We start from the raw sequence: 26,387 nt of genomic DNA, 5'->3' as shown, positions 1-26,387 counted from the left end.
TTAGGGTCCGTGATCGAACGAAGCAATTAGGTAGCAAAGAGCTGGACGTCATCGGCCAGATCAGCGCACGCGAGGTTCGACAGGTCGCCCTGTAGGAGAAAAGTCTAAGTAACTGCCCATCATGTTGTCAACGATGCCGCCTGCCTAAATTTCGAGAGTGCTGCGCAGCAAAAGGGCAAGCCACTTGCGCTGTCGTCGGCGATGATGATCTCATGCTCGCGTTCCGCGACCGAAAGCCGTCAATGACAAAGCCGTCTGTTCCCGTTGGCATCGTCTGCTCGCAGTCCGGGCCATATCAGGCGATGGGCCGCGAGATCCTCAAGAGCGCGATCATGGCGGTCGACGAGATCAACGGCCAGGCGGAGTTCGACTTCTCGATCGCGCCCCATATCCGCGACCCCCGCGGCATCGTCTCCGAATATCACACGGTCTGCGACGACCTCATCCGCAACGTCGGCGTCGAGCACATCATCGGCTGCTACACCTCGGCCTCGCGCAAGCAGGTGCTCCCAATCGTGGAGCGCACCGATCGCCTGCTCTGGTATCCCGCCCGCTATGAGGGCTTCGAGTGCTCGGACAACGTGATCTATGTCGGCGCCTCGCCCAATCACAACGTGTTGCCGCTGGTCCGCTACGTTCTCGACAATCTGTCGCGGGAGTTTTTCTGCGTCGGCTCCAACTATGTCTGGACATGGGAGACCAATCGCGTCACCCGCGAATTGGTCAGCGCGGCAAACGGCCACATCCTCGCGGAACGACTGCTCGAGCTGGGCGAAAGCGCCGTCGGGCATATCGTCGATGAGATCGTTCGCCGAAAGCCGCCAATCGTGTTCAACACACTGGTCGGAAGCTCGAGCTACGACTTCATCCGCGCCTTCAACGCCGGCACCAAGGCCGCCGGCCTGGAGATTCCCATGCTAAGTTGCAGCTTGTGCGAGCCGGAACTAGCGATCGTCGGGCCTGCATCGGCCGGCTGCATCACCTCGTCAGCCTATTTCGAGAGCATTCGCTTGCCGGAGAACCGCGCCTTCGTCACGCGCTGGAGGGCGCGCTATGGCGAGGACAGCAGTCCCTCCGTCGATGGTCAATCCGCCTATGTCGCGGTGTATCTGCTGGCGCGCGCTCTGCAGCGCGCGGGCACGTCCGACATTGCCGAAGTGCGGCGCGCCGCGGCGGGATATCGCTACAATTCGCCGCAAGGGCCGGTGTGGATCGACGGCGGCAACAATCATTGCGTCCTTACACCGCGGCTTGCCGTCTCCAACCCGCAAGGACAGTTTGATATCTTCTGGGAAGCCGACGCGCCTGTTAAGCCTGATCCCTACCTGACGCAGCTCGACGTCGCCGTCAGCCCGTCGAAAGAAACCTCGGCGGGCGGCGCATTGCCGCACGCGCCGCATTTGCGGGTTGTGAAATGAGCAGACCGTCTTCATTTTCGCTACGCGGACGCAAGGCTCTCGTCGCCATCAAAGACGAACGCGACGCAACCATCGTGCGACGCCAGTTCGAGCGTCTGGGACTCGAGGGTGTCGCATGGACGCCGGCGGAGCCCGTCGACTTCGCACCGGATTTGTCGTTGATCGACGACGACTTCCTGCCCCTGCTGCAACCGGCGCAACGCGCATTCCTGACGCGATCACCTGTCATCGCCCTGGTCGGCACAGAGACGCCAAGTCGACTCAAGCTCGTGTTCGAACTCGATCCAGCTTCGTTCCTCATCAAGCCGTTGCGATCGGCCGGCATCTATGCAGCTCTCGTCATGGCATTCGAGCGGAACGAACGCACGAGCGAGTTGAAACAACAGATTTTCAAGCTCGAACAGCGTCTGCGGTCACGTCGCGTCGTGCTCGCCGCCGTTCTTCAGGTAATGCATTCGCATGCGCTCGCCGAACCTGCTTCCTTTGCACTGATCCGAAGAACTGCCATGGAGCAGCGCAAGACGATCGAAGAACTCTCGGCCGAGATAACGGCAAGGGGTATGCTTCCGCGCGCAACGGGTTAGATTGCTCCCTGTTGGGAACGATCCCGAGACGGAAGAATCGAGATCACCGATGCTCAAATCGGTCTATCGGCGTTTCGAGACGGCGTCCGTTCTTCTCTACGATCGCATGGCGCGCCTACCGCCAGGACAACATGAGGGTCCACGTCGACTTCAAGCACTATTTCGATGGCAGCGCGGCGTAGCTGCCCCAATGCGTCGCCAATGACATTGAACAGAAGTGGGAAAATGCCGGCTATGTCGGGCGGCGGCCCTGACCCAGATACAACATTGAGGAACGTACTCGCCTATGTGAGCTTCCCGCCTCAGAACCGTGCCAAGCTGTATTCGACCAATCCGATCGGGCGCCTCAACGGCGAAATCAAGCGGCGAACAGAGGTGGTTTGCCTCTTCCCAAATGAAGACGCCATCGTTCGCCTCGCCGTCGCGATCCTACAATTGACTCAAATCAAGAAGCTGCGCGTCAGGCTTGCTGATATGGGTTCAAGGATCAAATCGTTCCTCCAGCTGGTTTGGGTCGACCGGCGGTCCTAGAAGCGGAGACTTTGCCTGGCGAGGCCGTCAGGCGTGCGGCGTTCGTCGAGCCAACGCTATTCCGACGGTCGCGGTAACGTCCGAAACATACCTCAACTCGCGGAATCAAGAGAATGCCAAAGGCTACAAGAACTGAGCAGGGAGGCTCCACATCAACCCGTGAGACGACCCATCCACAAGCTCCCGAGTCGGAGAAAACGTGCACATCCAGCGTCAACTTCAGACCTGCACATGCAATTGACAGCCCCGACATAGCGCAGCACATGTGCACAGCAGGCGGCGGCCTCTATGAGTTCTTGTTTGACGATCTGATTCCCTTCGTGACGGCGGAAGAGATCCTGTCAGTCGGGATCGCCCGCGACGAGCCTCCGATTTCATACCGCAACTGTTTTGTGGCAACTCACACAGAAGACCGAGTGGTCGGTATCGCGAACGCGTTTCCCGCTGCCGCTATCGATGGCGAGACCTATCCTCTCGTGCCGAGGGAGCGCCTGGATCACATTCGTCCGATTTTAGGACTACAGGAGAAAGACAGCCTGCTCCTGAACGCGCTGGCGGTTCACGACAACATGAAGCACCAAGGGGTTGGCACGACGCTCTTGTCATGGGCACAAGCTCAAGCGCGTATGATCGGCCTGCCCCGAGTAAGTCTCCATGTCTGGGCGGACAACACAATTGCGCGACGCTTCTACAGCAAGCATGGCTTCGCGGAACGTGGGATCGCGCAGATCCCGTCACACCCGAGACTTCAGCACGCCGGAGGAAGTATCCTCATGAGCAAAGTAGTCTGCAACGAGACAGAGTTCGAAGCGTCGCTTTGAAGCGGTGAGCCGCGCTTGCGCGTTTGCGCATGCGACTCTTTGCGGAAGCCTTCGCGATAGCGCGGTGGTCGCCGTATCGTCCACGTGCAAAGCCTGCGATCAGTGCCACTCAGCGCCATCCGATCCATTAATCGGCTTGATGTCGACGATGTCTCCATCACACACATGGTCCCGGATCGCCTCGACCTCAGCTGAGTTGATTTCAAGAAGCCACTTCTTCCACTCCTGGGGATGTCCCTCGGGAGCGACGAACTCGCCGCCGGCTGCATACCGATATTTTGCCAGCGCTCCCATGGCCCGTTCCATCGCGCTGCCGTCTTTCAGAGTTACAACGCATCTCATCGCGAACCTCATCCGTTCAACAGACCGAAAAGATTCCATGGCCGTCGGGCCTCGTGTTGACAGGGATCAAACGGGAGCCAGGAGCAAGCCGCCGTCAGGTCGGAAACCCATCAGATGCGAGCATGCGCTTTCGCAACAGAAACGTGCAATGTGGGAGGGGCGCGTCGCAAGCGTAGTGAGCCGGTCTACGCGGGCAAACGTGACAAAGTCCAGCGGCGCAAACCTATCGATCCGTGACACCGCCAATGTTTCATGGGCCCCCTGAAACTCGTCGGATCGGAAAGGCCCGTTTGAAAACCAGAGTCCAAACGGTCTGCTGGCGAAACCATTGATGTGGTGGGCGCACCGGGGCTCGAACCTGGGACCCGCTGATTAAGAGATAGCGACGGACGGGTAAAGAACAATCAATCACTTGCTGGTCGCACCACTGGGCTTATCCGACCGAATATGGGCATTCGTCGCACCATCATGGTCTTTGCACCACGTGACATCAAAGTGCCGCCACTGTTGCAAACCCGTGCTCCGATGCCTCGAGAGCCACGGCGATGTCGGCTTCGGTATGAGCGGCGCAGAGGAACATGTTGTGCTTGGGATGGAAGTAGACGCCTCTTGCAAGCATCGCGCTGCAGAAGGCCGAACCTTTCCGATAGTTGGGGTCCCCCTCGAACAAAAGGGTCGGCATTTGCACCGGTCCCGATTGGCGGATCGAAAGACCGAACTGACGGGAGCGCGTCTCGAGGCCGTCACGCAGCGTTTGCCCGAGCTGCGCAAGGCGGGTCGGAACATCGTCCCTGCGCACGACTTTCAACGTCGCGACGGCAGCAGCCATGGCGACGGCGCCGGCCCAGAATGACCCCGTGACAAAGACCTGGGACGCAGCACGACGCAGCCAATCGGCTCCGGTCACAGCGGCGAGGGCATGACCATTGGCGATGGCCTTGCTCCAGGCCGACAAATCCGGGCGAACGCCGAGCGATTCCCAGCTGCCGGCGGCATTTAGGCGGAAGCCGGCACGAACTTCGTCGATGAGCAGCGCGGCCCCCTTGCTGTCGCAGATGTGACGCGCCGCGCGCGCGAACTCCACGGTTGGAAGTTCCTGGTCGAACCCGAGATCGTGGCGGAACGCCGAAATCAGAATCCCGGCAAGATCATCGCCCGCCGCCTTGGCCGCCGCCTCAAGGCTCTCCGACATCGTTGAACGTGAAATATTCGAGATGAGCGCGATCCTCCGCAGTCACGCCGAGAAGCGACGGTGAGCACCACGGCACGGCGCCATGATAGGCGCCCTTGGCGACGAGGATCTTTCGCCGCCCCGTCGCAGCCCTTGCGATCGTGACGCACGTCGTCGTCGCGTCGGTGCCGTTCTTCTGAAACTGCGTCCAATCGGCATGGCCCACCATATCGACGATGAGCTCGGCCAACTCGACCATGATCTCGGCCGGACCATTGAGGCAGTCGCCGTCACGCCGCTGACGCTCGGCGGCTTCCTCCACTTCGGGATGGTGATGGCCGAGCAGGTTGGGACCCCAGCTGCACATGAAGTCCACGTAACGGTGACCGTCGACATCCCAGAGCACGCCGCCCTCGCCGCGGCTGAAGAACTGCGGATAGGTCTCCGGCAACTTGGCCGCGTGGAGATGTCCCCACATCCCGCCTGGGACGACCTTTTCGGCCCGCGCCCGCAGGGCAGCATCCCTTGTTCTGATTATCTCCGGCATGCTCTCTCTCCGGTTTTGATATATCATATATTATGTTGTCGGTTACAAGGGAATTGTTGCTTTGCCGGCCCGGGCCCTTAGACCTCGTATCGAAGGCTAGGGTCCGGATCCGCCGAAACAGCCCAGACCTTGCGGGGACCGAGAATGGCTGACGTTGAACAGAGGCATGGCGAGGGCGGTGTGGGCCCGGTGGCTCGCGACAGCCTGACAAGCCTGGTCTACAACAATCTGCGTCAGGCGCTGATGGAAGGCCGGTTCTGGCCGGGCCATCGCTTCAAGATTCGCGACCTTGCCGCGACCATGAACGTGTCGGAGACGCCGATCCGCGAAGCCCTGATGCAGCTCGTGCGCGGTCGTGCACTCGAGGATGCAGGCGGGACGCTCGATCATGGTCGCCCACATGACGGCGAAGCAGTATATCGAGCTCAGGACTGTCAGGCTGTTTCTCGAAGGACTTGCCGCCGAGCACGCAACCACGCGCATCTCGGACGCCGATATCGACAAGATGGAGGCCACTCACCGCGAGCTGATCAGCGCCGAGAAGGAGCACAGATGGTCCGACGCGGTCCGCGCCAACTGGCAATTCCACCGCGGTCTCTATGATGGGTCGGGTCTTCCCGAGGTGCTCGCCATCCTCGACGACATCTGGATGCGCAACGGACCCTTGTTGAATTTCCATTACCCGCACGCGCCCCGACCTATCCCAACGAACATCAGCACCTGTCCGTTCTCAAGAATCTGCGGCAGCGCCGGCCGGACAAGGTTCGCGAGTCGATCCAAGCCGACATGATGGAGGGCGGCCAGAACCTCGTCCGCTTGCTGGAGAAGCATGGCGGCACGCGCTTCATGACTCCGGAGACGGCCATCGACGAAGGCGTCGAGATTGGAACGACGAAGATGCGCGCCGCACCACCCGCCAAGGCAGCACGCGCGAAATCCAGGCGTCGCTGAAAGTTGCTCATGCGGAGCGAGGCGCGGTGAAGCGATCGAGGATGTTGCGGGTGATCCGCTGCGTGAACGGATCGCCGCGCTTCAGCCCCATCACCCATTCGCAGGTCGCGGCCGTCAGCACCTCCCCCTTGCCGCGGGTCATGTGCACCATCATGCCGGAGCCGTATTTGTAGCGGGCCAGACCCTCGGGCGTGAGCTCGCCGGTGATGCATTCCACGAGGCCCTCGTGGTCGCTGCTGCGAATGTAGTAGCGGAAGCCCTCGCCTTCCGGCTCGTCTTCGGCCAGGACTGCGGGCGCCATCGCCAGGATCTGGATGGTCTCGGGCTGCCCATCGACGGGAACGGGAAACGGCAGGCCGTTGCGGAACGTGTAGTCCAGCCCGTCGACCTCGTAGGCAAAGATGTGCTGCTTGTCGCCGAAGATGTCGGCATAGTGCAGTCCCGTGCCGGCAAATGCCCAATGTTCGGGACGGTAGACCGTAAAGCCTCGTTGGCCGTTCGGCGCGAATCCGCCCCAGGACGCGTAGAGGCCGTGCGCACCGTTCACGCCGACCGTCGAGGCCCCGGGCCAACGGACGTTGCGATCTTCCCAGGCCGATGTCATCAGGCGCGCGCGGTCCGTGCCGACGACCGGGTCCTTGTGGATGGCCTTGAACTTGTAGCAGACTTGGCGCCTGCCCTCGTCCTCGAGCCGGATCTGCCACAGGAAATTGGCGCCGAAGCGCGCGAGCCGCCCGCCCCTCTCCACATAACGCTCGATCGCCTCGCGCATCTCCCATGTCCAGTACTCGTCATGGCCGATGATGGTGACGCAAGGGTAGGCGTCGAGCAGCTCGGGCCGGTAGTGAAGATCGGTCTGGGTGATCATGTCGAGGGCGTAGCCTTCCTTCTCCGCCCAGAGCACGAAATGCCGATCGAACTGGGCCCAGCCCGATGCCGCGTAATATTGGCCGAAGCCGTGGGAGAACGCCCACTCCTTCATCTGATAGCGGGGCGCGTCACCCATCTCGGGCGCGGGATCGGCGCAGATGCGCGGTGCGCCCGGCGGCAGCCAGACCATGCCGCGCGTCCATGGCCGCTGTAGCGACAGCACCGGCGACGGCTCGTCCCTGCCGGGACCTTCGACGCCAAAGTAGTGATTGGCACCACCGAAATCGTTATACGCAGTCCAGGTGCCCGTCGGCAGGATCATCAGGATCTTCGCGCGCCGCGTCTTCTCGGTCGGGCGCACGACGAAGAAATGATGCTGGATGAAGCGGGCCCCGTTCGCTCGCTCGCACGACGAAACTACACGATAAAAGCCCGAACGCAGATCCGGCGGCAAGGTCCAGCGATGAGCGATGGGCCAGTTACAGCCATTCCGATAGGCATCGGACGGCGTAGCCGCGAACACGCCGTCAAGCGCATCGACCTCATGCACCATCTCGGGCTCGATACCGTCGCGATAGATCTGCAGCCGCCAGGTCTTTGCTGTCGCGGACGAGCGAAAGACGACTTCGTCTCCCGGATCGTAAGACATCGCATCGGTATAGGTGTAGACCTCCGCAATATCGGGATCGCCGCGCGGAACCTCATACCAGGGCTGGCTGGCCCAGTGCTCGTCCGCATGCATCGGGCGCGCCTTGCGGGGAGCGACGTTGACGGATCCCAATTCCGGCGAGTGAAACTCGGGCTTGTCCGACATGACAGCCTCCCTGGTTCGAAAAGCCATCTCTGGCGACGAGATGGCGATTTTGCATGTTGGGCCGAATTCGAGGCCGCAGTCTAGGTTTCGGCAGGCATGACGAACGGCCTTGGATCGAGAAACCGATTCACGACGTTCAACGTGATGGTGCTGATGTTGTTGTCGTAGTTGTTGTGACTCAACGACATGCCGTAGGTGATTGATCCCGTTGCAAAGACGGCGCCGCCATGGGCGGTCTCGAAGAACACCATGTCGGCGCGCACCAGCGCGTTCTGCGTGCCGTCGAGGCCGTCGACCACGGTGCGAAATTCCTCCGGCGTGGGCAGCGCGCCCGCGCCCAATCCTTCCGACGTCGCGATCCGCAATGCATGCGGCGGAGTGCCCAGCTCGAGATCGTACCGGTCGATCTCGCTGCCGACGGCACCATTGTAGCGAAATCCAAAATCACCGAACTTCTCGTGGCGGCCCGTGCCCTCGAAGATGAACGCGACGCGCGCATCCTCGCTTTCGGCGGTGCGCAGATAATAGCCGCAGGTATCGTTGATCATGGCCGAGAAGCCGACGCCGACCAGCTTTTGCGGCGCAAAGCCCGAATGCCGCCATAGCGAGCCCGGCTCTCCGGTGCCGGCGAGATGCACTTCGCCCGGCTCTGATTCCCAGGTGCGCGTTCCGGCCATGCCGCGGCGGACCTCGAGCGCAGCGGGCGCGGCCGGATGAAAGCCGCAGCGCCAATAGAATGCATTACCCCCCATCGAGATGTGCCGTCCGCCGGCGTTCTGATACGCCATGATCGCGTTCATCATGTTGAAGCTGTAATATTCGGGATGTGTTGGCGTCATCATGACCCGATAGGGGGCGAGCGCCCGCGCTCCTTCCCGGTCAAGCTCGACATCCGTGATCAGATCGTAGGCGATCCCCTTCTCCTCGAGCCAGTCGAGGATATGGGTGTCGTTGATCAAATTGAACCAATAGCCGCGCGGACGCATGTTGAGGATGGGCCGCAGCCAGGAGCTGTACGCCCGCCCCGAGCCGTCGACATGGCAATCATAGGTCGACTGGCCGATCTCCGGGTTCTCCTGCATGAAGACGTCATCTTGCGGCAACCATAGAACGTGCTCCATCAGAGTCTCGAAGTGAACCTGATAGAGACGCAGCGCACTGTTGGCATAAGCCAGATATGTCGCAACCGAAGCAACCACGACGAGATCTGCCCGACGGGACGCCTTGCCCGGCGTCACGAAGAAGGTGACGTAGCTTTCACAGTTCCGGTCGGGATTGTCGCCGCCCATAGTCAGCCGGAGCGCATAGACGCCGGATCGCCAGTGGGCCGGCACATCGAGCGTGCAAGTGGTCTGCCACGCGCAATCGTAGATGTCGTCGCTGTGGAAATGAATCGCCGCATATTCCTGCGGCGACAGCCGCCAGTCGTGGACGGATCCGGACCAGTGAAAGCCGGTGACGCCCCGGCGGGGCAACTGGCGGAGGCTGCCATTGAGGTTGCTCGGCGAAAGGTCCTTTAACGACAGCGACGATATTCCGTTCGAGAAATCCCAGAAGGCGACAAGCCCAGCATCGCTTGCTCCCGTCCGCTGCCGGCCGTCGAATACCCGCAGCGCCTCTGCGTCCAACGGACACGAAAAGACGCGCGGAGCTTCGATCTTGCCGTCAAAGTGCGAGGTATATTGGCGATCGCCATTCGCATGATGGGCCGCGATCAGGAACGGCAGGCCGGAATCGAGCGCGGGCGCTTGCGGCAGGGCGAACGATTTCGAGTGACTGGCGGCTGGCCGGACGCCGTCCGCCGGAACGATCAGCGACAAGGAGGCCGATCCCCGCGCAAGATCAAGCGCACACGACACGAAGGCCCAGACGCGCGGGCGCAGCTTGACGTCGAGGGCAAAACGCGCCGGCGTACCGCTCACCCGGCCCAGCACCAGGACCAGATGCCCTTCCTCGTCGAGCTCCAGCGCGTAGCCGCGCGCCGAGCGCTCGCACCAGTTTCCCATCACGGCCTTGGCATTGTCCGCGATCCGCGTCGGATAGACGTAGGCTCCGAAACACCAGTGCCCGCCGGTCGGAACCAGTGCACCATCGTGGTCAATGACGGCGTTGGATCCGGGGCGGATCGGTTGGTCGCGGCAGGCATGCTCACCGTCGATGGGGCTCGTCATCACCTCATATTTGAAGCCTGGGCCGTTGGTATCGACATCGCCGCAGCGCAGCCTGAGCACCTCGACCTTCACGCTCGGCCGCTTGCTGCTGAGCTGGAATCTGATGGCCTCGCCTGCCGGAACGCTGATGCGATCCGGGTAGCCGAGATACTCGTTGGTCTTATAGATCACCGGAAACCTCCGCAGGCAGCGTCGTTCCCGTCATTTCCTGCCAGCGCAACTTGAAGACATGCCACTCTGCTTCAGCGAGAGAAGTAAAGACACGATCATCGACGAAAGGCATCGGATCGCCCCGACGCTTGGGGATGCGCGACAGCCGCCAGGCCTTGCCGGGTTCAAGCACGATCAGGACAAGCCGCCCTTCCGGCTTGCCCCATCGCATCCGGGCCAGCAACTTGCGAAGTTCCGGGCTATGCACGCCGAGCGGACTTGCGCGGAACTCCTCCACGAGATCGAGCCTTCCGGGATCGATCTCGTAGCGGAGCGCGGCGGGGTCACTGGTGTGATCCATGGTCCGTCCTCATCTTGCAAGCGCGAATGGCGGAGAGGTTGCCCCGGATCAGCGGGTCAGCCAAGCCATCCACCGCTCCCGCAGCTCATTACGATGTTCGCCGATCCAGGCGAAATCGGGCTTGACCAGCTTTTCGTAGTTCTCCGGCGAGGTCGCATAGAGATTGCGCTCATCCGGCTTCAACAGCTCGATCGCCGACTTGCTGGCGGTCGCATAGTTGACGGCGCGCATGAACGGCACGTGCGCGTCGGCGCTTGCATAGAAGAAATCGAGATAGGCCATGGCGGCATTGATATCAGGTGCGCCCTTGAGAATGGCCATGTAGCCGGTGTCGCGAATGGCCTGGTCCCAGGACATGGCCACCGGTACGCCCTCCTTCACGACGGCGAGCGCGCGGCCTGAATAGCTCATGGCCATGACGACCTCGCGGCTGCGCATGATCTGCTGCACTTGGTCGCCCGTCTTCCACCACACCGCGACATTGGGACGGATCTCGTCCAGTTTCTTGTAGGCGCGATTGATGTCCAACGGGAAAAGTTGGTCCGGCTTGACGCCGTCGGCGAGGAGCGCGGCGACCGGCACCCACCAATCGCTGTCTCCGGTATCCGGCAGGCCCCGCGGCCCGGGAAACTGCTTGACGTCCCAGAAGTCGGCCCATGTCTTGGGCGCCTTGGCCTTGAACGTTTCGGTATTGTAGGTGATCAGCATGCCGCCGGTCGTGCGAGCAACACCGTAGGGCTGACAGGCATCGGAGACGCCGAACTTTTGGACGCTGGGCAGTTTCGCACAGTCGATCTTCTCGAGCATGTCGGTGCGCCCGACCAGGTCGGGACCTGTCGCGGTGACGATGTCGAACTCCACCTTGCCGGTTCGCTGCATCGCCTTGGCGCGCGCCCATTGGTCGGGGACCTCGATTGCGACCGGCACGATTTCGACATTCTTGGCCTTGTTGAAGGGATCGTAAAAATATTTCGCGAGGGTGTTGCCCATCAGGCCACCAGTCGTGGCAATCACCAATTGGTCTTCCAGTTTTTCAGCGGCAGCCGGCAGCGCTCCACAAAGAACCGATGCAAGCACGACAGCTGCCGAGTTCCACTTCCAGCCAATTTTCAGCATCGACGGTCTCCTCTCTGGCTTCTCACCTGGCTTGCTACCGGGTGACGCTGCGGGATCTGAGGACATGGGCCCCCAGCAGAATCAGAATGGACAAGACGATCAGCAGTGTCGCGATCGCGGGAATCACCGGCGTCAGGTTCTGCTCGATATCCTCGAACATTCGGCGCGGCAGCGTCTTCTGGCGTACACCGGACAGAAAGAACGACACCACCGGCTCGTCGAAGGAGATGATGAAGGCGAACAGCGCACTGCTGGCCAGACTCGGCAGGACGAGTGGCAGCGTGACCAGGCGGAAGGCCTGGAAGCGCGTCGCGCCGCAGCTCATGGCCGCCGCCTCCAGATTGGCATCGACCTTTCCCAAGGCGGCGGCCATAGTGAAAACGACGAACGGCAAGGTGAGCACCGTATGTGCCAGCACGAAGCCGGGAATGGTCCCGGAAAGACCGATCGTCTGAAAGAATAGATAAAGACCGACGGCGAGCGCGATATGGGGCACGATGATCGGCCCGATCAAAAGGATCTGGAAGGCGGTGACGAGCCGGCTGCGGCCGCGGATCATTGCATAGGTCGCGGCCGTGCCGATGACCGAGGCGAAAACAGCGGTCAGCAAGGCCACCTGCACGCTGAGCCAGGTGGCGGCGCGCCATTGCTTGCTGTTAAAATATTCCGCGTACCATTTCAGCGTGAAGCCGGACGGCGGAAATGCCAGATAGTCGTTCTGGCTGAACGACATGGGAATGACGATGACGAGCGGCACGATGATGAAGGCCAGCACGGCATAGACATAGGCGCCCAGCACAAGCGATCTGCGGTCGGTTGGCGGCTTCACGAGGCATTCCCCATCAGCCGGTCGAAGCGAAGCGTCTTGCTGAAGATGACCGCCAGCAACGTCACGAATACGGTCAGCACCCCGACCAGCGCCGCGGCGAAGGGCCAATCGAGCACCTCGCGAATCTGCTTCGAGACCAGCGTCGAGATCATCATCTCCTGCGGCGAGCCGAGCAGCGCCGGCGTGATGAAAAAGCCAATCGCCGTGAGGAACACGAGCAGCGAACCGGAGACGACGCCCGGCAGGCTCAAGGGAAGAATGACTTCCAGAAAGGTCCGCAGGCGCGTTGCGCCGAGCACGGCGGCCGCACGCGAATAATCGCTCGGAATGCTGCGCAGTGCGCCGTAGATCGGCAGGATCATGAACGGCAGAAGGACGTGGGTCATGGCGATGACCACGGCGCCCTGGGTATAAAGCAGCTTGAACGGCTCGGAGGTCAGACCGAGAGACATCAACGCCGAATTGATCAGCCCGTTGCGTTGGAAGAGGAATGACCAGGCAGCGGTGCGCACCAGGACGCTCGACCAGAGCGGCAGGATGACACAGACCGCGACAAGGGCGGCGACCGTCCCCTTCGCCCGGCTCATGTAATAGCCCACCGGAAAGCCGAGGAGCACGGACAAGGCGGTCACCAGCGTGGCGATCCAGAGCGTGCGCATCAGGACGCGCATGTGAACCGGATTTTCGACCACGCGTGCGTAATTGTCCAAGGTCGGATGCGGCTCGAGGATGCTGATCACGAGGAGTTGCAGGATCGGATAGACGAAGACGAAGGCGATGATGACGAAGAACGGCAGGAGCAGCAGCAGCGTCGACAGGCCGCTCAGCCGGCGACCGTCGGAGTGCCAGAAATGGGACCGCCCCGCCGCCTTCATTGCCGCTTTCCTCGGTAGAGCAGCATCGCCTCCGACGGGATGGTGAAGGACGCAACGTGTCCCGGGATCAAGGCGCTGAGCTGCGAGGCGCCGGGGATGCGTGCGCGCATCTCGGTGCCGTCGGGCAGACGTCCGATCAGAAGCAAGGCTGCCCCGGCATAGACGATGTCGCTCAGCGTCACAGTGACGACATGCCCCGCGGAGTTGGCGCCGAGTTGCAGCCGCTCGGGCCTCACGGCAAGCACCGCCGCCTCGCCGGGCGCAACCGGCTCAACGCCGCTGTGGCCGGCAGGCGCCATGTTTCACCCCAGGGGAGCGCCACAGAGATGCCGTCGCCGACGCTTTGGACGGCGACGTCGATGAAATTCATCTCGCCGATGAAGCCTGCGGTAAAGAGATTCGCGGGTCGTTCGTAAAGCTGCCGCGCCGGCCCGATCTGCTGGATTTTGCCGTCCCTCAGGACGGCGATCCGGTCGGCCATGGTCAGCGCCTCGCTCTGGTCGTGGGTGACGAAGATGACGGTGATGCCAAGCTCGGCATGCAATCGCTTGATCTCGAGTTGCATGTCTTCGCGCAGATTCTTGTCGAGCGCACTGAGCGGCTCGTCCATCAAGAGGACGCGCGGCTGATAGACGATCGCACGCGCGAGCGCCACACGCTGCTGCTGACCGCCTGAAAGCTCATTCGGACGACGCTGGCCATAGCCTGCTAGACGCACGGTCGCGAGCGCGGCTTCGGCGCGCGCGTGGCGCTCAGCCGTCCGGAGACCGCGCATCTTCAAGGGAAAGGCAACATTGTCGAGAATCGACATGTGCGGGAACAGCGTATAGTTCTGGAACACCATTCCGAGGTTCCGCCGGTTCGAAGGGACATAGGTCAGGTCCTCGGAATCGACATGAATGGTGCCGCTGGTCGGGAATTCGAAGCCTGCGACATTCATCAGGATCGTTGTTTTCCCGGAGCCGCTTGGTCCCAGCAGTGCGATGAACTCACCGGCGGCAATATCGATATCGACGCCATCGACGGCGGACACGGCACCGAAGCGCTTCTCCAGGCGACTGATGCGGATCGAAGCGCCCGACGCCGATTGCCTGCCCGATGCAATATTCACGGACTTTCGCTTCCCTTCGTTGTCTTCGATGCGGGACTGCCGCAATCCATCCAAGTTCGTCCCTGATATAATATTTGATATATCAGGCTATCGCGCGATGAACCGCGCGACAAGGGCCATCTGCGCATCGAGCATCGGCTTTCCGCCGACGACCTTTGCGCCCTGCGCAGCCGCCTTTGCCAGAAGCCGGGTCACTGCCGGATTGACGATGATGTCACTGACGGTGGCGCCGGGACCGACACCTTCGATGTCCAGTGGAAGCGGATCATCCGGCTTCATGCCGAGCGACGTCGTGTTGACGACGAGATCGAATGCGCGCGCCTCCGCACGGCCGGCGCTGACCTTGGTGGCGGGATAGTGCGCCGCCACGGCTGCCGCAAGCGCGCGAGCTTTCTCCTCATCCCGGTTCATGATCGTAAGTTCGCGCGCGCCGGCCTCCGCCAGGCCGAATGCAGTGGCGCGTCCCGCTCCACCCGCGCCGACCTGGAGCACCTTTCGACCGCGCACGGCAATTTCATGCTGCGCGAGGCCGGCGATAAATCCCCTCGCATCCAGATTGTCGCCAACAAGGCGCCCTTCCGCCGTCCGCTTGACGAAATTGACCGCGCCAATCAGTCGCGCCGCCTGCGTAATCTCATCGAGATGCTCGATCACGCCGGTCTTGTGCGGGATCGTGACGCCGAAGCCGAAGACGTTGCGCATGAGCCTGAGGCTTGCGACGACCTGGCCGAGATCGCCGGGCAGGACATGGATCGGCGACACCGCCAGATCGTCGCCGATCGATCCGAAATAGGCATTCATGACCGCGCTCGCCCGCACATGATCGATCGGGTCGGCGAGCACGAACATGATCTTGGTCTTGCCGGTGATCTCCATGAAGCTGTCCTTCTCAGGCTGGCAGAGCGGCGCGGCCGTAACTGCCGTAGCGCTCGACCACCCGCGCCATTTCGTCGTCGGCAAGGATCGCGGGTGCGCCGGCCTGACAGGCGAGCAGATACTGCCGGGCCAGCGTTTCGAGCTTCACGGTGAGGTCGAAGGCCGCCTGCAGCCCTTTGCCGACGGCAATCATCCCGTGGTTCGCGAGCAGGCAGGCCTTGCGCTCCTTCAGCGCCGCGACGGCGCCGTCGGCGAGAGCCCGGGTGCCGAACGTGGCGTAGGGTGCACAAGGCACATCGCTGCCGCCAAAACCGGCGACCATGTAGTGGAATGCTGGAATTGGCTTTGCGAGGCAGGACAGCGCGACGCAGCAATCGGCATGGGTGTGCACCACCGCGTTCAGATGCGGATAGGCGTTCAAGATCGCCAGATGCATGTGCCATTCGCTGGAGGGCAAGCCGTCTCCAACCACCCTTCCGTCGCGCTTCAATTGGACGAGACCGTCGACGGTGGTGTTGCTGCTATTGCCGCCGGTCGGCGTGATGAGAATGTCTTCTCCGATGCGACAGCTGACATTTCCGCTGCTGCCGTGATTGAAGCCCGTGGCTTCCAGGCGCGCGACAATATCCAGCACGGATTGTCTGAGTTCGCGTTCGGTCAATTGACCCCCTCCGTATTCAACATCGCTTCGAGCGTGGTCGCGAACAGGTCGACGGGGCCCAGCTTGCCGGACTTCAGACAGAGGGCCACCGGATCCTCGTCCTCGGTCACCGCGGTGCCGATGCCGGGTCCGCCATAGGGACCGACCCGCAAGCGTCGAATGCCGAGCTGCTCGACGATCGCACCGGACGTCTCGCCGCCGGCCACGACGAAGCGCCGTACGCCGATGCTGCGAAGAGAGACAGCGAGCCGACCAAGTATGGCTTCGGCGAGCTGCGCCGCGCCTTCACGGCCGTATCGCTGCTGAGCCATCTTGACGGCCTCGGGCGCGCCAGACGTGGCGAACCCGACAGGATCGCGGTCCAGCCGTGGCCGCGCCCAGTCGAGGGCGTCGCCAACCGTCGCCGCCACATCTTCGGCATTGAGGAGATCGATGCGAAGCACGGGATGAATCTTCTCGAATTCAGCGAGTTGCTCCAACGTCCGCTCGGCGCAACTGCCGGCGAGAACCACGCCGCCACCGCCAACCGCGCGCAAGCCAGGTTGTCTCCTGACTATGGGGATGAGCTCCCGCGCCTTCCAGATGTCCGGGTAGTGCTGCACGATTGGCGCATTGCCCGTCATCAGCTTCCAATCGCAGGTGAGCGCGGCAAGCGTATCGAGATCCCGATCGTAGATCGCATCTGCAATGAAGTAGCGGATACCCCGAGCCGCCGCTTCCGCGATCGCGCGACCGGCCGTGTCCGCGCCGGCATTGACCTGCGCATGCGCGAGAAGACCAACCCTGGCCCGCGTTTGGCGCTGCAAAACCCGGACCAGATCGGGATCGGTCATCGGCGTCAGCGGATCATAGCGTTTCGGGGAGTCCGAGATCAGCTCGGTCCCGAGAAAGAGATGGCCGTTGTAGACGGTCCGCCGAAGGACAGGAGAAGCCGGGCAGAAGGCGGTGTATTCGGCGCCGGTCAGCCGCATCAGCAGGTCGGAGACCGGGCCGATATTCCCCCGGTCGGTGGAATCGAACGTCGCACAATATTTAAAGAAGATTTGCCTGGCGTCCCGCGCAAGCAGCGCGCTTGCCGCCTTCGCCGTCATGCTGACGGCTTCGCTCGCGGGGATCACCCGGGTCTTCTGCGCGATCACGATCGCCGGCACATCGCCGCAGCTGCCGACGAGATCGGGATCGGTGACAAATCCGCATTCGATGCCGGCAGCGACCAGCATGGCGGCTGTTTCCATGCCGCCCGTCAGATCGTCCGCAACCACCCCGAAGATGAGCTTCGTCATGCGTCTTGCAGGTCCCGCGCTGCTGCAAGCCTTTTGATACATGATATATCAAATATTGGCAACATCGGCCTGTCGTGCGAAGGCCACACCTACATTTCACGGTAAGGCATGAGGGAGTCGCAGATCCCTTCGCTGAAGGGACTGAAAAAGGTGAATGTAGCACGGGGCGGCGAGACAGCCGGTCCATTCGCCGCTGGCAAGGCGCGGGAGATAGGCCTGTTTCTGCTGCTCGGTCCCGTCAGCGACGATGGCCTCCGAACCGATGCCGGTGTTGGTGCCGACGCCCTCAAACGCTACGCATCTGCGAGCAAAGCAACTCGACAACACATTGGCGCTCCCCGGCGTTTAAGGTATGGCGCAACCCCAATCGAAGGAATCGACTGCTACGCGACAAGCGCGGAAAGCGCACCTATTCAGGTCTTCATACATGGAGGCGCATGGATACTTGAGGAAGCCAAAAACTTCGCATTTCCAGCAGAAATGTTTACCCAGGCAGGCGCCCATTTTCTTGCAGTCGACTTTACTAACGTGCGCGAGACCAACGGTGACCTTATGCCGCTCGCGAACCAGGTGCGCAACGCGATCGTTTGGATCTACAAGAATGCTGCAACCTTTGGAGGAGATCCGAATAGGATCTACATCTCGGGCCATTCATCTGGTGCGCATTTGGCAAGCGTCGCTTTTACCACCAATTGGGCTAAAGACTTTGCCCTGCCGGTGGACATAATCAAGGGCGGATTGTTTGTCTCCGGCATGTATGATCTGAAGCCTGTCCGGCTATCGGCGCGATCGAAGTATGTAGCATTCACCGATGCCATCGAGGAGTCGCTGTCTCCGCAGCGCCATCTTGAGAAGATGGCTTCGCCAATAGTCGTTGCTTACGGGACCCAAGAGACTCCCGAATTCCAACGCCAGGCTCGGGATTTCACGATCGCCGCGCGGAGTGAAGGCAACGATGTCACGCTCTTAGTCGGAGAGGACTTCAATCACTTTGAAATTATCGAAACGTTGGCCAATCCATACGGTCTTCTGGGTCGGGCCGCGCTCTCGCAAATGGGGCTTTCGCGTATGTGATCAATCCTTTACGCGTGTGGAGTCCCGTTGAGCTTACGCTCCGCGCGCGAGAGAGCACATCGTAAAGATTAGGCGACCTTGTGCGCGAGAGATGCAAACCGCTGACCCGAGCAATCCTGTTCTGCGGCAAGCGGTACCTTGGGCCTGGGCCCAGGGCGATTTGATTATGGCGCCTGAAGCCCTGTCCTACGCTGATGTTTGTAAACGGCGCCGGCGAACTTGACCAAGAGCACGACCAGGATCTACGCGATATCTGCGTCATGCTTCTCGATCGAGCTGGCTGCGACTGCTGACGATTTGCGATATCACTGGGCATTCATACCGAAGCGCGCAGACCATCGTGAAGCACTACCGCGCCGGAATGCGGCTCGCGCAGATTCCGGCATCGACAGGCTTGAATTGCAGGTGCGCAAGGAAGGCATGAAAGGCTGAACAGAGACCGGTAGGTCTCATGGCTGGTGTTTCAGCGGAGCATGGGCTCCGGCCCAAGGTCGGGCAGCGCGCGGCCAATCTCGCATTCTGTGTTTCGACTCATTCCTTCAACGAACCGAGCGCTTGGCACTGGGTCATCTGTGAAGGCGCAGGGTTTGCGATCTACGATTGCCCGCGCCCGACAACAACGCTCCCAATTATCTGACTCGTCGCACGGCGTGCGACGTACGACCACTAGAAGCGTCGCACGAGACCCGGTTTGTTCTGTCGCGCAAATTAGAAGGCCCTTGCGGGCCAATCCCTTGAGGGTGGTGGGCGCACCAGGGCTCGAACCTGGGACCCGCTGATTAAGAGTTCAAAACCATCGCTTCTCCGCAGATTTCAAATGCACGCCGCGCCACGACGAGCATTCGCGACGCCCTTTGTTTATAGGTGCTTCTCGCATACCTTCGCGCTTGGTCGAACTCAGACCCTCCAACTGCTCCTCCGCCAACACCGTTTGAAAACCGTTCTGGCGGCCGTGGACTCTCGTCATGACCGATATTCGACTCTCCCTCACCGACAAGACAATCGCTCAATTACCCGCTCCGAACGAAGGCTGGTACCTAGCGCGCGATACTGAATTGAAGGGCTTTGTCGTGGTCATTGGAAAACGAAAGAGGACCTTCACCGTCCAAGGTGACCTCAGACGAGGCGGCAAGCGGGCTTCATCCATTAGGGTTTCCATCGGCGACGCCAGCGAGATGTCGACCCGAGCTGCGCGCGCACTGCCGAGGAGTACCTGGCCCAGATTAGCCGGGGACGGGAGGTGGTAGCCGAAGAGCAACCTAGCGGGTCGCTTCAGACAAGGCGCGGCCCCGCCGGTTGTTCAAATTCCGCAAGGATCAATCGGGGCTCGGTGCGTTGACACTTCGATGATTTATCCGGGCTCACGAATCGCTCCAATCCATCATGGGGGCCACGGAAAAGCGATGGTGTTGCGATCTCAATTGGCTATTCTTTCATCGAGCGGAACAGCATGGAGGCCTTCGCGGCTGAACAAGTGGGTTACGAGTGTATATCCTCGGCCTGAATGGGCGTTTCGTGCAACTGCAACAACAGGGTGTTGCGGACAAGAATACAATAGTCATCATGCATTGCATTGGGCCACGCACCTTGGTCCAAGCTGGACAAATCTGATCCAGCACGTCTATAGATGGTGAATGGCCGGCCCAAATTGGACAAGGGTGCCATCCCGGGCTGCATCGGAGAGTTTGTGGTCTCGAATCCTCATTCGACATTTCGGCCGTTCGATCCCCGCAACAGGTGGGCCGAACTGTCCCAGGCAGAACGCAGCGCCGCCTATGACAACAACGCGGCGGTCAAGAACAGTGCGGCGCTGATCGTCGAGCGCAACGAAACGTCGGGCCGGCTACGGGGCACGCTGAGAGCCCATCTCGATCTGCCTTACGGCCAGCGGGCCAACAACAAGATCGACCTCTACCCGGCCACAAGGCCTGATGCGCCCTGCCTGGTGTTCCTGCACGGCGGCTATTGGCAGCGCAATTCGCGCGAGCTATTCGCCATGCTGGTCGAAGGCGTCGCCGCCCATGGCTGGTCGGTTGCGATCCCCGGCTATTCGCTGGCGCCCGAGGTGTCCCTCAGCGACATCGTCGCCGAGATCCCGCGCGCGCTCGACTGGCTCGCCGCGCATGGCGCATCCTATGGCGTTGCCGGGCCGGTCGTCTTGTCGGGCTGGTCCGCCGGAGCCCATCTCGTCGCGATGGCGCTGGATCATCCGCGTGTCCATGCGGGGCTGGCGATATCGGGTGTCTACGAGTTGGCGCCGATCCGCGATACCGGGCTGAACAACGCGCTGAAACTGACGGACGAGCAAGTCGACACGCTGTCGCCGCTTCGCCTGCCCGTGACGCAGAAACGGCTCGACATTGCCTATGGCAGCAACGAGCTGCCGGCACTCGTGAACGATTCAATCGATTTCCACGAGAAGCGCGCGGCGGCCGCAGCACCGGGCAAGCTCATCTCGGTCGAAGGCGCCGACCATTTCACCATTCTCGAGGCACTGCGCCGGCCGGACGGCATGCTGGTGGACGCCGCGCGGCGGTTGCTGGACTAAAATGTGCGAAAACAACCCCATGCACAGTAGGGATGTCGTTGTTTTCAAAGGCAAATGTCTGAAGACAGATCGATGCCGCCACCGTTTTGACTTGTCGGGCAAAACAGGGGCATGATGCCATCATCGCCCCGGCTGCCGCTCTTGCATCTAGATCCAGACTTGCTCGCCCATGATCCGCACCGGGTAGAGCCGCAGTGGCGGGCTCGGCCATCCAGCGGTGATTGCGCCATCGCGCAAGTCGAATGATGCTGCATGGCGGGGGCAACGGAGCCGCCCCGCTGCCACCTGCCCCAAGGCCAAATCCGCCTGTTCGTGCGGGCACGCACGTTCGCAGGCGACGACGTTGCCCTCGTTCCAGATCACGAGCAGGTCGCGCCCGGGGACGCGGACGATCGTTTCCGCCTTCAGCCGGTCGAGATCGCAGACGGCAATCCACCCGGCCCCATCACCCACCGAGATAGGCCTTGCGCACATGCTCGTTCGCGATCAACTCGGAGCCGGCTCCGGACAGCACGATACGGCCGTTCTCAAGCAGATAGGCATGGTCGCACATCTCGAGGCGCGGCGAAGGCGTTCTGCTCGACCAGCAGCACCGTGGTGCCGGCATCGCGGATGCCGCGGATGATGGCAAAGGTGCGCTCGACGATGTTGGGCGCAAGCCCGAGCGATGGTTCGTCGAACATGATCAGCCGCGGTCGCGACATCAGGGCGCGGCCGATCGCGAGCATCTGCTGCTCGCCGCCCGACAGCGTGCCAGCCGCCTGCCGTCGCCGCTCGGCGAGCCGCGGGAATTCCGCGTAGATGCGGTCGCGATCGTCCGCAATCTCGCCCGAACCACGACGGAGGTAAGCCCCCATGTCGAGATTCTCCTCGACGCTCATGTGCGGAAACACGCGCCGCCCTTCCGGACAATGCGCGATTCCGCTCGCCAGCACGCGCGGGGCCTCGCCCCGGTGATGTCGATGCCCTCGAACCGCATCTGGCCCGAGCGTGGCGGCACGAGGCCGGAGATCGCGCGCAGCGTCGTGCTCTTGCCGGCGCCGTTGGCACCGATCAGCGCGACCAGCTGGCCGGCTTTCACGTCCAGCGAGATGCCGCGCAGCGCGGTGACGCCGCCATAGCCACAAACCATCTCGCGGATCTCAAGCATGTCCCGCTCCATGTCCGAGATAGGCTTCGATGACCGCAGGGTCGTTGCGGATCACGTCGGGCGTCCCTTCCGCGATGATGCGGCCATAGTTGAGCACGACGATGCGGTCGGAGACCGTCATCACCATCGGCATGTCATGCTCGACCAGGAGGATGGTTATGCCGCGGTCGCGGATGCTGCGGATCAATTCGACGAAGCGATGGGTCTCCGAGGCGTTCATGCCGGAGACCGGCTCGTCGAGCAACAGCATCGACGGTTCCGCGGCAAGCGCCAGCGCGACACCGACGAGACGCTGCTCGCCGTAGGACAGTGAGCCCGCTGCATCGTGCGCGCGGCGTTCGAGCCCAACCCATTCCAGCAGCTCACCCGCCCGCTGCCGCAGTCGGCGCTCCGAGGCGCGCGCGCCGGGCAGGCCGAGAATGGCGTCGATCAGCCGGACGCGGCCCTGTCGATGCAGGCCGATCAGGAGATTGTCGTGGACGGTGTCGTTGGGGAATACGCTGGTGCGCTGAAAGGTGCGGATCAGACCGAGATCGGCGATCTGGTGCGGCTTCAAACCGGCGAGCGCAGTGTTGCGATAGGTCACGCGGCCGGCGCTCGGCGTCAGGAAGCCGGTCATAACGTTGAAGGCAGTGGTCTTACCGGCGCCGTTTGGCCCGATGAGGCTGACGATCTCGCCCTCCCCGACCGTAAAACTCATGTCGGAGATCGCGACCAGGCCGCCAAAGCGGACCGCCACCTGATCGATCGTCATGGCAATGCTGCGCGCCGTCATCACGCCGGCTCCTTGGCAGCGGTCTCGGCCAGAGCGACGGGCGACGGCGCCATACGCCCGGTCCGGCGCCGCCTAAATCGCTGCGCGAGCGACGGCACGATGCCTCGCGGCAGCACGAACAGGATGGCGATCAGCACGCCACCATAGGCGATCCATTGCGCTTCCGGCGCCATCACCGGACGGAGCGCGACCGGCAGCAGCCCGAAGATGAGCCCGCCGACGACGGGCCCGGCCAGCGAGCCTTTGCCGCCGGTGATGACCATGATCACCATGGTGACGGTGTTGATGAAGGCGAACACTTCGGGATCGATGATCCGGATGTAGTGCGCATAGAGGCTTCCGGCCGCGCCGGCGATCGCGGCCGAGATCACCGCCGCGATCGTCAGCGTCCTGGTCACGTCGATGCCGACGGAGACGGCGAGCGTTTCGTTCTCCATCAGCCCACGCATCGCGCGGCCGAAATGGGAATGAACGAGGCGCGCGATCAGGAGATAGGTGATGAGCGCGACGACCAGCACGAGATAGTAGTTCTGCAGCTTGGTGCGCAGCGTCAGTTCGCCAAGACCCGGCAATGGCAGCGCGATGGAGGGAATGTTGGTCAGCGCCAGCGGCCCCTGCGTCAGCTCCACCCAGTTCAGCGCGACCAGCCGGACGACCTCGGCGAAGGAGATCGTCACGATGACAAAATAGGCGCCGCGGACGCGGAACGAGAGCAGCCCGACGAAATAGCCGCACAATCCGGCAACGATGATTGCCAGCACGAAGCCCGCGATCGGCGGCCAGGGCGCGTGGACGAGGCGCACGTCTCCGGGCAGGCCGACGTCGAAACCGAGTGACGTCAGCGCGCTGACATAGGCGCCGATGCCGAAGAAGGCGATGTGACCCAGGCTGAGCTGGCCGGTGAATCCGAGCAGCAGATTGAGGCTCATTGCGCCGATGACGAAGATCCCGGTCGTGATCAGGGCATTCAGGAGATAGGGGTCGCGCAGCCAGAGCGGGACCGAGGCAAGCGCTGCGACGGCAAGAATGGTGATGGCGGTCCTCATCCGACGCGCTCCGCGCGCGCGAACAGGCCGGTCGGCCGGAAGATCAGCACAGCGATGATGATCAGAAAGCCCATGGCATCGCGGTAGCCGGACGAGACGTAGCCGGCGCCGAGCTCCTCGGCGAGCGCGAGGATGAAGCCGCCGATCACGGCGCCCGTGATGTTGCCGAGGCCGCCGAGGATGACGATGGCGAACGCCTTGACGGCGGCAAGATCGCCCATTTGCGGGAAGATCACGTAGACCGGCCCGAGCAGCGCGCCCGCGGCAGCGGCCAGGCTGGAGCCGATCGCGAAGGTCGAGGTGTAGATCATGTCGACATTGACGCCCATCAGCGAGGCCGTGTCGTGGTCCTGGAACGTCGCCCGCATGGCGCGGCCCAGGCTGGTCTTGTTGATCAGCAGATACGTCACGAGGATCAGAAGCGCCGCGGCGGCGAGCACGAACAGCCGCAGCCAGGACACCGACACCGGTCCGAGCACCAGCGGCGCCTCGGGAAACGGCGTCGTCACTGATTTGGCGACCCCGCCCCAGATCCACAGCGTGCCCGACTGCATCGCGATCCAGGCGCCGATCATCACCAGCATCGTGGTGTCGATGTCGGAGCCCCGCAACGGACGCAGCAAGGTCAATTCGATGGCCGCCCCGAGCAGCCATCCGGCCAGCACGGCCACGGGCAGCGCGAGAAAGAAATTCAGCCCAAGCTGCTGCACCACGATGAACATGATGTAGGCGCCGAACGTGTAGAGCACGCCATGCGTGAAGTTGACCACGTTCATGATGCCGAAGATCAAGGTCAGCCCGATGCCCAGCAGCGCATAGGTGCCGCCGAGCACGAGCATGTTGATCAGATGCTGGAGGAATTCGCTCAAGGTCGGTCCTGAATGTTGGATGACGGCGAGGGCCGCTACGTGCCGCCCTCGCCCGAGATTGACTGGTGCTAAAGCGGAATGGCTTTAGCTTGGATCGATGACCGTGGCGGCTCGTTCACCTCTCCCGCTTGCGGGAGAGGTCGGCGCAGGAACGCCGGGTGAGGGCTTTCTCCTCTAGGGGAAAGTCCCATTGCGGAGACATCCTCTCCCCAACCCTCTCCCGCAAGCGGGCGAGGGGAGCGCACCTGCATCACGACTCGCAATCGGACCTAGCTTCATCATGCTCTAGAGCGTCTTCATCTCGACCTTGCCGTCGTTGATCTCGATGAGATAAACGTTCGGCTGGCTCTGCCCGCTCTCCTTGCCTTCGGGGCCGGACTTGCGGAACACGATGTCGCCGTTGAGGCCCTTGATGTTGATCTGCCAGAGCGCGGCCTTGATCGCGGCAGGCTCGGCCTTGCCGGCCTTCTCGATCGCGGCCGCCGCGGTGCGGATGCCGTCATAGCCGCGGAAGCTCTCGGTGCATCCGGCGAAGTCGAAGCCGCGCTTCTTCCATTCCGTGATGAAGTAGTTGGTCGCTTCCGGGTTCGGCGTCTTGTCCGGGAACCAGGGCAGGAAGGTCGTCAGATGCATGGTGCCGTTGGCAGCGGCTCCCGCCTGGGCGATGATCTGGTCCGGGTTCTGCGAGCCGCCGGTGGTGATGATGCGCTTCTTCAGGCCCAGCGCCGCGGCCTGCTTGAAGATCAGGGTGAGCTGATCCACGGCGGTGGTGACGATGACCGTCTCGGACTCCGAGCTCTTGATCTTGGAGAGCTGCGCGCTCATGTCCTGCGCGCCCTGGTCCATGGTCTCGACCAGGCCGATGCTGATCCCCTTCTCCTTCATCATCTTGCTGAAGTCCTCGGCAGTGCCGCGGCCCCAGTCATTGTTGATGACGAGGAAATCGACCTTCTTCAGCGCGAGCTTGTCGACGATTCCCTTGAACGCCGCGGCCTCGACCGCCGAGGGCGGCGAGATGCGGAAGATGAAGGGATTGCCCGTCGTCGTGATCTTGCCCGAGGACGAGGTCTCGACCACCATCGGGGTCTCGTATTCCATCAGCTTCGGCATCACCGCGAGCGTCAGGCTCGAGCCCCAGGCGCCCATCAGCACCGGCACCTTGTCGCTGGTGATCAGCTTTTCTGCGACCGCGGCTGCTTCCGTCGGGTTGCTCTTGTTGTCCTCGATCACGAGCTCGATCTTCTTGCCCAGGATGCCGCCCTTGGCGTTGATCTCGTCGGCGGCGATCTTGGCGCCGTTGACGACGTAAGTGCCTGACGCCGCGAACGCGCCGGTGAGCGGCTCGTTGACGCCGATCTTGATGGTCTGCGCCCCGGCCGTGCCGCCGATCAAGGTCGTCGCCAGCGCGATTGTTCGAACCAATCCGAGTGCTCGTGTCATGTT

Annotated in this window: 20 protein-coding genes and 6 pseudogenes; 7 read left to right on the top strand and 19 right to left on the bottom strand. The window is 62.2% G+C overall.

Annotated elements, in window-relative coordinates:
- The first annotated feature begins 242 nt into the window (after nt 1–242).
- The 4 genes and pseudogenes from ACETMP_RS31790 to ACETMP_RS31775 all read left to right on the top strand — a co-directional run bounded on the left by ACETMP_RS31790 (nt 243) and on the right by ACETMP_RS31775 (nt 3,354).
- Entirely contained in the window at nt 243–1,418 is a 1,176-nt protein-coding gene (locus tag ACETMP_RS31790; protein WP_375159223.1) for a transporter substrate-binding domain-containing protein, read from the top strand.
- Nucleotides 1,415–2,002 carry an ANTAR domain-containing response regulator gene (locus ACETMP_RS31785; protein WP_375159222.1) on the top strand — a complete coding sequence of 196 codons (588 nt, stop codon included), beginning with the start codon at nt 1,415–1,417 and terminating at the stop codon, nt 2,000–2,002. The genes ACETMP_RS31790 and ACETMP_RS31785 overlap by 4 nt, the downstream gene beginning before the upstream one ends.
- 219 nt (nt 2,003–2,221) lie before the next feature.
- Nucleotides 2,222–2,434 (top strand): annotated as a pseudogene (locus ACETMP_RS31780) (transposase); the annotation flags it as partial.
- A 362-nt stretch (nt 2,435–2,796) separates the two neighbouring features.
- Nucleotides 2,797–3,354, top strand: coding sequence for a GNAT family N-acetyltransferase (locus ACETMP_RS31775; protein WP_375159221.1), 558 nt, complete (start codon nt 2,797–2,799; stop codon nt 3,352–3,354).
- A gap of 99 nt (nt 3,355–3,453) precedes the next feature.
- Here ACETMP_RS31775 and ACETMP_RS31770 read toward each other — a convergent pair whose 3' ends face one another.
- A complete protein-coding gene (locus tag ACETMP_RS31770) occupies nt 3,454–3,648 on the bottom strand; it encodes a hypothetical protein (RefSeq protein WP_375159220.1) in 195 nt (64 codons plus the stop codon).
- A 538-nt stretch (nt 3,649–4,186) separates the two neighbouring features.
- Nucleotides 4,187–5,414: pseudogene (locus tag ACETMP_RS31765) on the bottom strand (aminotransferase class III-fold pyridoxal phosphate-dependent enzyme).
- 144 nt (nt 5,415–5,558) lie between these two features.
- On the opposite strand from ACETMP_RS31765, the pseudogene ACETMP_RS31760 reads away from it, so the two are divergent.
- Nucleotides 5,559–6,263 (top strand): annotated as a pseudogene (locus ACETMP_RS31760) (GntR family transcriptional regulator); the annotation flags it as partial.
- 109 nt (nt 6,264–6,372) lie between these two features.
- On the opposite strand, the gene ACETMP_RS31755 reads toward ACETMP_RS31760, so the two are convergent.
- The 11 genes and pseudogenes from ACETMP_RS31755 to ACETMP_RS31705 form a co-directional block, all read right to left on the bottom strand.
- Entirely contained in the window at nt 6,373–8,049 is a 1,677-nt protein-coding gene (locus ACETMP_RS31755) for a N,N-dimethylformamidase beta subunit family domain-containing protein (protein ID WP_375159219.1), read from the bottom strand.
- Between the two features lie 80 nt (nt 8,050–8,129).
- Nucleotides 8,130–10,391 (bottom strand): N,N-dimethylformamidase beta subunit family domain-containing protein, encoded by a 2,262-nt coding sequence (locus tag ACETMP_RS31750; RefSeq protein ID WP_375159218.1) that lies wholly within the window; start codon nt 10,389–10,391, stop codon nt 8,130–8,132.
- Entirely contained in the window at nt 10,381–10,731 is a 351-nt protein-coding gene (locus ACETMP_RS31745; RefSeq protein ID WP_375159217.1) for a hypothetical protein, read from the bottom strand. The genes ACETMP_RS31750 and ACETMP_RS31745 overlap by 11 nt, the downstream gene beginning before the upstream one ends.
- A gap of 48 nt (nt 10,732–10,779) precedes the next feature.
- Nucleotides 10,780–11,847 (bottom strand): ABC transporter substrate-binding protein, encoded by a 1,068-nt coding sequence (locus ACETMP_RS31740; protein WP_375159216.1) that lies wholly within the window; start codon nt 11,845–11,847, stop codon nt 10,780–10,782.
- Between the two features lie 34 nt (nt 11,848–11,881).
- Nucleotides 11,882–12,676, bottom strand: coding sequence for an ABC transporter permease (locus tag ACETMP_RS31735; protein WP_375162037.1), 795 nt, complete (start codon nt 12,674–12,676; stop codon nt 11,882–11,884).
- Nucleotides 12,673–13,551 (bottom strand): ABC transporter permease, encoded by an 879-nt coding sequence (locus tag ACETMP_RS31730; protein ID WP_375159215.1) that lies wholly within the window; start codon nt 13,549–13,551, stop codon nt 12,673–12,675. Before ACETMP_RS31730 ends, ACETMP_RS31735 begins: the two co-directional genes overlap by 4 nt.
- Nucleotides 13,548–14,656 (bottom strand): annotated as a pseudogene (locus ACETMP_RS31725) (ABC transporter ATP-binding protein). The gene ACETMP_RS31730 and the pseudogene ACETMP_RS31725 overlap by 4 nt, the downstream one beginning before the upstream one ends.
- Before the next feature lie 93 nt (nt 14,657–14,749).
- Nucleotides 14,750–15,538 carry a shikimate dehydrogenase family protein gene (locus ACETMP_RS31720; RefSeq protein ID WP_375159214.1) on the bottom strand — a complete coding sequence of 263 codons (789 nt, stop codon included), beginning with the start codon at nt 15,536–15,538 and terminating at the stop codon, nt 14,750–14,752.
- 13 nt (nt 15,539–15,551) lie between these two features.
- The gene (locus ACETMP_RS31715; protein WP_375159213.1) at nt 15,552–16,199 is read right to left on the bottom strand and encodes a class II aldolase/adducin family protein; all 648 of its coding nucleotides are present in this window, start codon (nt 16,197–16,199) and stop codon (nt 15,552–15,554) included.
- The gene (gene otnK / locus ACETMP_RS31710) at nt 16,196–17,482 is read right to left on the bottom strand and encodes a 3-oxo-tetronate kinase (RefSeq protein ID WP_375159212.1); all 1,287 of its coding nucleotides are present in this window, start codon (nt 17,480–17,482) and stop codon (nt 16,196–16,198) included. Before otnK ends, ACETMP_RS31715 begins: the two co-directional genes overlap by 4 nt.
- 168 nt (nt 17,483–17,650) lie before the next feature.
- Nucleotides 17,651–17,764, bottom strand: a pseudogene (locus ACETMP_RS31705) (acyl-CoA dehydrogenase family protein); the annotation flags it as partial.
- Between the two features lie 45 nt (nt 17,765–17,809).
- On the opposite strand from ACETMP_RS31705, the gene ACETMP_RS31700 reads away from it, so the two are divergent.
- Together ACETMP_RS31700 and ACETMP_RS31695 are read left to right on the top strand one after the other, a co-directional pair.
- A complete protein-coding gene (locus ACETMP_RS31700) occupies nt 17,810–18,556 on the top strand; it encodes an alpha/beta hydrolase (RefSeq protein WP_375162036.1) in 747 nt (248 codons plus the stop codon).
- Between the two features lie 1,687 nt (nt 18,557–20,243).
- Complete coding sequence (locus ACETMP_RS31695; protein WP_375159211.1) at nt 20,244–21,104, top strand: alpha/beta hydrolase; 861 nt, start codon at nt 20,244–20,246, stop codon at nt 21,102–21,104.
- 147 nt (nt 21,105–21,251) lie between these two features.
- On the opposite strand, the gene ACETMP_RS31690 is transcribed toward ACETMP_RS31695, so the two are convergent.
- From ACETMP_RS31690 to ACETMP_RS31665, 6 genes and pseudogenes are all read right to left on the bottom strand, one after another.
- A complete protein-coding gene (locus ACETMP_RS31690) occupies nt 21,252–21,557 on the bottom strand; it encodes a Rieske (2Fe-2S) protein (protein WP_375159210.1) in 306 nt (101 codons plus the stop codon).
- 74 nt (nt 21,558–21,631) lie between these two features.
- Nucleotides 21,632–22,236, bottom strand: a pseudogene (locus tag ACETMP_RS31685) (ABC transporter ATP-binding protein).
- 10 nt (nt 22,237–22,246) lie between these two features.
- Nucleotides 22,247–23,029, bottom strand: coding sequence for an ABC transporter ATP-binding protein (locus tag ACETMP_RS31680; protein ID WP_194388169.1), 783 nt, complete (start codon nt 23,027–23,029; stop codon nt 22,247–22,249).
- Entirely contained in the window at nt 23,029–24,075 is a 1,047-nt protein-coding gene (locus ACETMP_RS31675; protein ID WP_375159209.1) for a branched-chain amino acid ABC transporter permease, read from the bottom strand. The genes ACETMP_RS31680 and ACETMP_RS31675 overlap by 1 nt, the downstream gene beginning before the upstream one ends.
- A complete protein-coding gene (locus ACETMP_RS31670) occupies nt 24,072–24,944 on the bottom strand; it encodes a branched-chain amino acid ABC transporter permease (RefSeq protein ID WP_028176798.1) in 873 nt (290 codons plus the stop codon). Before ACETMP_RS31670 ends, ACETMP_RS31675 begins: the two co-directional genes overlap by 4 nt.
- Nucleotides 24,945–25,229: 285 nt before the next feature.
- Nucleotides 25,230–26,384 carry an ABC transporter substrate-binding protein gene (locus ACETMP_RS31665; RefSeq protein WP_375159208.1) on the bottom strand — a complete coding sequence of 385 codons (1,155 nt, stop codon included), beginning with the start codon at nt 26,382–26,384 and terminating at the stop codon, nt 25,230–25,232.
- Nucleotides 26,385–26,387 lie beyond the last annotated feature (3 nt).

This window comes from Bradyrhizobium dasycarpum (genome assembly GCF_042019905.1).
Classification (GTDB): domain Bacteria; phylum Pseudomonadota; class Alphaproteobacteria; order Rhizobiales; family Xanthobacteraceae; genus Bradyrhizobium; species Bradyrhizobium japonicum_B.
This window is presented reverse-complemented; position numbering and strand designations above follow the sequence as displayed.

What these genes read in the sequence shown, in the direction of transcription:
- ACETMP_RS31790 (WP_375159223.1), top strand. Translation starts at nt 243, where the DNA reads ATGACAAAGCCGTCTGTTCCCGTTGGCATCGTCTGCTCGCAGTCCGGG.
- ACETMP_RS31785 (WP_375159222.1), top strand. Translation starts at nt 1,415, where the DNA reads ATGAGCAGACCGTCTTCATTTTCGCTACGCGGACGCAAGGCTCTCGTC.
- ACETMP_RS31775 (WP_375159221.1), top strand. Translation starts at nt 2,797, where the DNA reads ATGTGCACAGCAGGCGGCGGCCTCTATGAGTTCTTGTTTGACGATCTG.
- ACETMP_RS31770 (WP_375159220.1), bottom strand. Translation starts at nt 3,648, where the DNA reads ATGGGAGCGCTGGCAAAATATCGGTATGCAGCCGGCGGCGAGTTCGTC.
- ACETMP_RS31755 (WP_375159219.1), bottom strand. Translation starts at nt 8,049, where the DNA reads ATGTCGGACAAGCCCGAGTTTCACTCGCCGGAATTGGGATCCGTCAAC.
- ACETMP_RS31745 (WP_375159217.1), bottom strand. Translation starts at nt 10,731, where the DNA reads ATGGATCACACCAGTGACCCCGCCGCGCTCCGCTACGAGATCGATCCC.
- ACETMP_RS31740 (WP_375159216.1), bottom strand. Translation starts at nt 11,847, where the DNA reads ATGCTGAAAATTGGCTGGAAGTGGAACTCGGCAGCTGTCGTGCTTGCA.
- ACETMP_RS31730 (WP_375159215.1), bottom strand. Translation starts at nt 13,551, where the DNA reads ATGAAGGCGGCGGGGCGGTCCCATTTCTGGCACTCCGACGGTCGCCGG.
- ACETMP_RS31720 (WP_375159214.1), bottom strand. Translation starts at nt 15,538, where the DNA reads ATGGAGATCACCGGCAAGACCAAGATCATGTTCGTGCTCGCCGACCCG.
- otnK (WP_375159212.1), bottom strand. Translation starts at nt 17,482, where the DNA reads ATGACGAAGCTCATCTTCGGGGTGGTTGCGGACGATCTGACGGGCGGC.
- ACETMP_RS31680 (WP_194388169.1), bottom strand. Translation starts at nt 23,029, where the DNA reads ATGACGGCGCGCAGCATTGCCATGACGATCGATCAGGTGGCGGTCCGC.
- ACETMP_RS31675 (WP_375159209.1), bottom strand. Translation starts at nt 24,075, where the DNA reads ATGAGGACCGCCATCACCATTCTTGCCGTCGCAGCGCTTGCCTCGGTC.
- ACETMP_RS31665 (WP_375159208.1), bottom strand. Translation starts at nt 26,384, where the DNA reads ATGACACGAGCACTCGGATTGGTTCGAACAATCGCGCTGGCGACGACC.